The organism is Cyanobium sp. BA20m-p-22 (assembly GCF_024346275.1).
In the GTDB taxonomy this organism is placed as follows: Bacteria; Cyanobacteriota; Cyanobacteriia; order PCC-6307; family Cyanobiaceae; genus Cyanobium_A.
The window spans coordinates 1-5,973 of record NZ_JAGQCQ010000234.1; the positions used below are offsets into that span (position 1 = coordinate 1).

Annotated in this window: 4 protein-coding genes and 2 pseudogenes; 1 reads left to right on the forward strand and 5 read right to left on the reverse strand. The window is 70.6% G+C overall.

Features of this window, described 5'->3' with window-relative positions; translation table 11 throughout:
- The 5 genes and pseudogenes from KBZ15_RS16635 to KBZ15_RS16655 all read right to left on the reverse strand — a co-directional run.
- Nucleotides 1–376 (reverse strand): annotated as a pseudogene (locus tag KBZ15_RS16635) (DUF3887 domain-containing protein); the annotation flags it as partial.
- A 27-nt stretch (nucleotides 377–403) separates the two neighbouring features.
- Complete coding sequence (locus tag KBZ15_RS16640; protein WP_315859913.1) at nucleotides 404–2,077, reverse strand: CocE/NonD family hydrolase; 1,674 nt, start codon at nucleotides 2,075–2,077, stop codon at nucleotides 404–406.
- Nucleotides 2,078–2,374, reverse strand: coding sequence for a hypothetical protein (locus KBZ15_RS16645; protein WP_255016323.1), 297 nt, complete (start codon nucleotides 2,372–2,374; stop codon nucleotides 2,078–2,080). It lies immediately after the preceding gene.
- Nucleotides 2,375–2,435: 61 nt separating this feature from the next.
- On the reverse strand, nucleotides 2,436–2,819 hold the full coding sequence (locus KBZ15_RS16650) for a DUF4332 domain-containing protein (RefSeq protein ID WP_255016324.1): 384 nt from the start codon (nucleotides 2,817–2,819) through the stop codon (nucleotides 2,436–2,438).
- Nucleotides 2,820–2,821: 2 nt separating this feature from the next.
- Nucleotides 2,822–3,289, reverse strand: a complete 468-nt coding sequence (locus KBZ15_RS16655) for a Ycf51 family protein (protein WP_255016326.1) — start codon at nucleotides 3,287–3,289, stop codon at nucleotides 2,822–2,824.
- Between the two features lie 66 nt (nucleotides 3,290–3,355).
- Here KBZ15_RS16655 and KBZ15_RS16660 point away from each other — a divergent pair.
- Nucleotides 3,356–5,973 (forward strand): annotated as a pseudogene (locus tag KBZ15_RS16660) (hypothetical protein); the annotation flags it as partial.

Consider the following 5,973-nt stretch of genomic DNA (forward strand, 5'->3'; position numbering starts at 1 on the left):
CGGCGCTCGTGTTGAGACTGACCTCCACGGTGGTGGTGCGCAGGCCGCGCTGGACGCTGAGCAGCTTCCAGCTCAGCAGTTGGGGCTGGGTTCGCATGGTGGCTGCCACCATCGATGGGCTGCTGGCCGCCTTCAGTTCTGGGGAGAACTGGCTGTAGCGCAGGTTGGCATCCCGGCTCTGCACTGCCTTCAGGATCCGGTTGGCAGCCGCCCGCGCCTCCTCCACACTGAGGCCCGGCAGTTTGCTTTCGGCGGCCTGCTCCTGGGCCGCCAGCCCGGTTGCCGGAATGCCGGGCCCAGCTCCCATGCAGATGGCGCTGGCCAGGGCCAGGAGAGCGAGGCCGGCTGAGCGGCGAGGGGAGCGCAGGTGGCGCATCAGCATCGGGAAGATATTGAGAGATGCTCAGTTTGCCCCAGGGTCTCCATCCGGCCCAAGGTCTCTATTTAGCTCAAAGTCTTCTTCAGCACCAAGATCTAGATCCAGCAGCGGCATCAGTTCCAGGCTCGACCCCTGGAGATCGAGCCTGAGGCTGATCACCCGGTGGCCAGGGCCGCTGGGCCCAGGGGGATCGTCGCCATTGCCAGGGTTGACGGCGATCTGGGGCCAGGCCGCCCCCGCCAGGGACAGCCGCAGCCGCTGGCCGGCGGCCAGGCTGGCCAGCAGGGGCTGCAGTTGCACCAGCAGCATCGAGCGCCGGCCGGGCTGCCGGTGGCAGCGGGCCATGCCGGTGCTGAGCTGGAGGACGCTGGCGTCATTGCTGTCCAGCACCGAAAGGGCTGCGCAGAGGTCGAAGCTCGGCTGATCGGCCTCCACCGCAATGCTCAGCCGCGGCCGGCCCTCAAGCCGGAGCGGCCGGGGCAGGGGAGCGCTGGTGAAGCAGGCCACATCACCACGCCGGTCGATGTCGCCCCGCTGGCAGGGTCCCGGGTCGAGCCCCAGGTGCCCCCCCCTGCCCGGAACTGGTCGCCAGGGATCGTGCACCAGGATCACCTCCCCCCAGCTGGCCTGGGGGGAAAGCAGCTGGCCCTCCTGGGAATCGATGGCGGCGAGTCCGCCGCTCGCCAAGCCCCAGACCGGCTGGCTGGATGGCGCTGCCGGCGCCTGCCAGCGGTGGCTGCTGGCGTCTTCCAGCAGGGCTGGGGCGCCCAGCTCAGGGGGCAGGGGCTGGCGCAGCAGATGGTGCTGGAAGAAGGCCAGTTGCAGCCGATCGATGCCCCCCTGCCAATTGGTATGGCTCCAGGCGCCGATCCGCAGGGTGGGCAGGCCGCCGGCGAGGCGGGATTGGGCCCAGAGGTCCAGGATTCCGCCCAGGTGGGGGTCCCACCAGCCCCCGAGTAGCAGCATCGGTTGGCGCAGCAGGGTTGGGGGCGGCCGATGGCAGGGCCAGTTGCCGTTTGCAGGCTCCAGCAGCCAGCGCCTGGCCATGCCCTCGGGATCATGGCGCTCCAGTAGTCCCAGCCCCTCTTCCAGAAAGCTGCCCGTTTCCAGGCTGCGCCTGATCGCCCGCCAACCGCTGCCATCGCCCCGCCTCTGGCAGCGCTGGGCCGCCAGTTGCAGCCCCCAGCCCAGGCCCAGGGCCCACCAGTGGGCGCCCCCTGTCATGGCCCAGTCGCAGCACTCGTTAAGGCCGGTCATGGCCGGCGCCAGGCAATCGGGGATTGCCGTGGGGTCGTCGCTGAGCAGCTGGGTCAGGCCCTGGTAGGAAAAGCCGTAGCAGCCCACCTGGCCGTTGCTGCCCTCAAGCTGGCGGGCCCAGCGGATGCTGTCCGCCCCATCGGCGGCTTCCTGGGCAAATCCCCCGAACTCGCCGCCGGAGTCCCCCTTGCCCCGCACGTCCTGCACCACCACTTGGAAGCCGTGGGAGGCATACCAGCTGGGGTGGGCGTAGGTGATGGTGGAGGCGATTGCCCGCCCGTAGGGCTGGCGCATCAGCAGCACGGGCCAGGGGCCTGGTGCCTCCGGGCTCCAGATGCGACTGGCCAGGCTGGTGCCATCGCGACAGGTCATCTCTTGGTCCTGCCAGCGCACTTGGTTCTGCCAGCGCACCCCGTAGCGGCCAGGGGGCGGGGCCTTCACTCAGCGCACATCGGGGCAATGCAGCCCGATCACATAGGTGTTGAGCACCTCGGCGTCCATGGGGCTGAGGTTTTCCTGTCGGGCAATTTGGGCGACGGCTTGCTGGGAGGTGGCTGAGAGCCCCTGGGCGTTGAGGTTGCGCAGCTGGGCGCAGAGGGCCTTGGCCCGGGCGGGGTTCTGCTTGACGGACTCCAGCAGTTGGGACTGGGCCTGGGCCCCAGGGGCAAACGGGCTGGCCGCCAAGACCAGCGCCGCCGCCACCCAGGCGAGCTGCCCGGCTTGGGGGCGGGATTTCACGATCGACAATCGGCTACTCCCATTTCAGTTTGCTGGGATGGGCGATTGCGAGGGGCCTGGATCAGTTTGTGGGGCGGCGTTGGGCCCGCTTGATCCAGCTGCGCAGGGTGGGGAGGTCAAGGGTTGGGGCTGCCCTGCCGGTGAGGCTGCGCTGCAACCTGCCCATCTGCACCAGTAGCTGCTGGGGATCGGCCGTCGCCAGGCCCTTGGGGCTGGCAATGCCGGCATAGAGCAGCAGGGCCGCTTCGGCGGGTTGCAGATCCACCTCCACCACCAGCCGGGCCTGGCCTCGCAGCTTGATCAGCCTGGCCTCACTGGCCCCGCCCCTGGCGCCGATGCGGCGCAGGTCTGCATCTTCGAGCCTGGCCAGTTGGGCCCAACCCTCGATGCCAGCTTCCCGTAACTGCACTTGCTCGCGCTCAAAGTGGGCCGGCAGCTGCCACATGGTCAGGGCTGGAGTTCCACCCTGCCAGTGGCCAGGCTGCGGCTGGCTTCCGCCAGCACGACTGGCTTGCTCAGCCCCGGCGCCACCGCTTCCACCCGTCGCAGCCGCACGTGCACCAGGCCATCTGCGCTGCTGCGGCCACTGGTTCGCAGGTTCTCGGCCAGCTGCTGCACGCTGGGTCCTGCGGCGCCCTCGGGGAGATCGGCCGGGGCGGCCGCCACAAGCAGATCGCCGCCATTGTCATAGACAACCGGCACGGTCACAGCTCCCTCCAGGCTTACCCGCTGGGTGTAGCTCACCGAGAAGGCCAGGCAGGAGATCGCCAGCAGGGCCGTGAAGCTGGTGATGCCCACCAGGCGGAAGCGAACCCCCCAGCGGCCCAGGTAGCCGACCACGGTGGTGACGGCCAGCAGGCCGCTGGCGGCGCCCAGCCATTGGCCCGCTGTCAGCAGGATCGGTTCAGCGGCCATCGGGGCTGGTTCTTCGCGTCATGGCTTCTATATTGCGCCAGACGCAGCAAGGGGCAGCCCAGGGCAATGGCGGTGTTGCCCCAGCAGGATTCCGGCCCCCCCCAGTCGCCTCACCCCTTACCAAAGCTGGGCAGGATCGGCGCCGCCCTGGCCCTCAGCGGCGCAGGCCTGGCTTTGCTGGCCTGGGGGGGCGACCAGGCCCTGCGCCGGCTCTACCAGCATTGGCAGCCCCGGCTGGAGCAAACCCTGGGCAGGGTGCTGGGCCATCCCCTCGCGCTGGGCCCCTACCAGGGGCTGGCTTGGGCCGGGCTGCGGCTTGGACCCAGCCGGATTGGTGCAGGACCCACCGATGCCTCCAGCGTGGAGGTGCGATCCGTGGCCGTGAGCCTCGATCCCCTGGCCAGCCTGCGCCTGCGCCTGCCCGTGCTGCACGTCACCCTGGCGGGGGTGCGGGCCGACCTGCGCCGCAATCGCCAGGGCCAGTACTGGGTGCCTGGGCGTTTGGCATTGGGCTTTTCGCCACCCCGCCTGGATCTGCGCCTGCGCCTGGCCGATCCTGCCCTGGTGACGCTGGTGCAGGGGGGGCAGAGCTTTCGCCTTGCCGCCCGGCTTGGCCTGCGGCCCCATCGCCGCAGCCTGGAGCTCGATGGACGGCTGCGCCCCGCCCGCGGCGGCGGCCAGATGGCCCTGCGGCTGGAGGGCAATTGGCAGGAGCGGCGGTGGCAGGCCAACCTGCGCAGCCAGGTCTTTCCGCTGGCGGCCCTGCAGGGGCCCTTGCCTGTCCCAGGCCAGCTCTCCGGTCGCCTCGATGGTCGGGTTGGTCTGAGCTGGCGCGGTGCCCAGCGCTCCTGTCAGGGCCAGCTGCAGCTCGGCCAGATCCAGTGGCGCCCCGGCCCGGGGGGCACCCGGCTGGAGCTGGCTGCGGTGCCGCTGCGCTGCCAAGGGCAACGGTTGGATCTGGCTCGCAGCAACTGGCGCTGGGCCGGGCCGGGGGCCCTCAGGCTCCAAGGCACGGTCGAGGCAACTGGCCTGGTGGAGGCAGGTGGTCTGGCCCTGACCCAGCTGGAACTGCGCCGCGGCGCCTCCTGGGTGCGATTGGGCGGCCGCCTCAATCAACGACTTGACCTCCGCGGCCGCTGGCGCCTCAGCCCCCGCGATCTGCCGCTCCAGGCCGGCCGGCCCGCCTGGCTGCTCGACCAGCTTCTGGGCGGCAGCTTGGAGGCCAGGGGCCCCTGGCGCCAGCCCGAGCTCCAGGCCCGTTTCGGCCAGTCTGAAAACCCCCTTTTGGGGCCCTGGAGCGCCAGCCTCGACTGGCGCCAGGGCCGCCTCGCCCTGCAGCAGTTCAGCAATGCCTACCTCCGGGCCCGAGGCGTTTTGCCCCTGGCCCTGCGCCAGGGGAAGGGGCTGGTGCCAGGCCCCCTGGATCTGCAGCTGGACCTCCAGCGCTACCCGCTTTCCCGCCTGGGCCTGCTGGTGGGCAGTCCGCTGCAGGGGGTTATTGGTGCCTCAGGCCGGGTTCGCGGACCCCTGAGCGCCCTCACCCCCGACCTGGATCTCCGGATCGACCAGCCCGGAGCAGGGCCGATCAGTTTGCGGGAAACCTGGCAGGGCCAATGGTTCGGCGATCGGGCTGGCGGCGGCAGGCTGGCCATGGAGGCCCTTGCCCCCGCCCTAAGCGGCGAGTTGGTGGCCCGCTTCGATTCCCGTTGGGTGCCCCGCCAGGTGCGCCTCGAGCGAGATGGCGGCTGGCTGGAGCTCGTCGGCCGGCCCCGGGGCTATCGCTGGCAGGCCAGCGGCCTGTCCCTGGAGGGCCTGCAGTTGGCCCTCGGTCCCAGGGGCCGCCGCCAACCCTTGCAGGGGCAGCTCAGCGGGCAGGGCCAGCTTGAGCTGCAGCCCCTTGCTTTCAGTGGCGATGTGAGCCTGGATCGACCGGTTTTTCTTGGCGTCTGGGGGAAGACGGCCCAGGCCACCTTCCGCTACAGGAACCGCCGCTATCAGGCCCAGGCAGCCCTGGCGCCCCTGGCGGGAGGACAGCTGGAGCTCGATTGGTCGGGACTCTGGAACGGGCCGTTCAGGTCCCGACTCGAGGGCCGCCAGTTGTCGACAATTTTCTTACAGCAGTTGGGCCGTGCCTGGCCCCAGTGGCGGGGGGAGGGGCCGCCAAGGGTCGGCCGCGCCAGTGACATCGGCACCCTGCTGATCGATACCTTCGGCGGCACCCTGGACGACCACCTGCAGGCCCTGAACCTGGCCCGCCAACGACTGGCGCTCGATCGGGCCGAGCGGGAGCGGCTGCGCACCCCCCTGGAAAAGCTGCAGCGCTTGGCCGGCAGTGTCGATGTGGATCTGGGCCTGGAGGGCCCCACCCTGCTGGCGGCCCGCGCCGACCTCGATGCCCGCGCCCATCTCTGGTCAGCCGGCACGGATCGGGACCAGGCCCTCACCCAGCAGCCCCTGCAGGCCCGTTTCCAGGGCCCCCTGCGCCAGGGCACAGGCAGCTTCAGCTTGGCCAACCTTCCCTTGGAGCTGTTGGCCTTGCTGACGCCTGTCCCCGCTGGCCTCGGTGGTTTGGCCTCCGCCCGGGGGAGCTACAGCCTCGGCGGCTCCAGGCCCGAGCTCAGCCTCAACCTGGCCCTGGAGGACGCCAGGCTGCAGCAAACTCCCCTCGATTTGGAGCGGGGCCT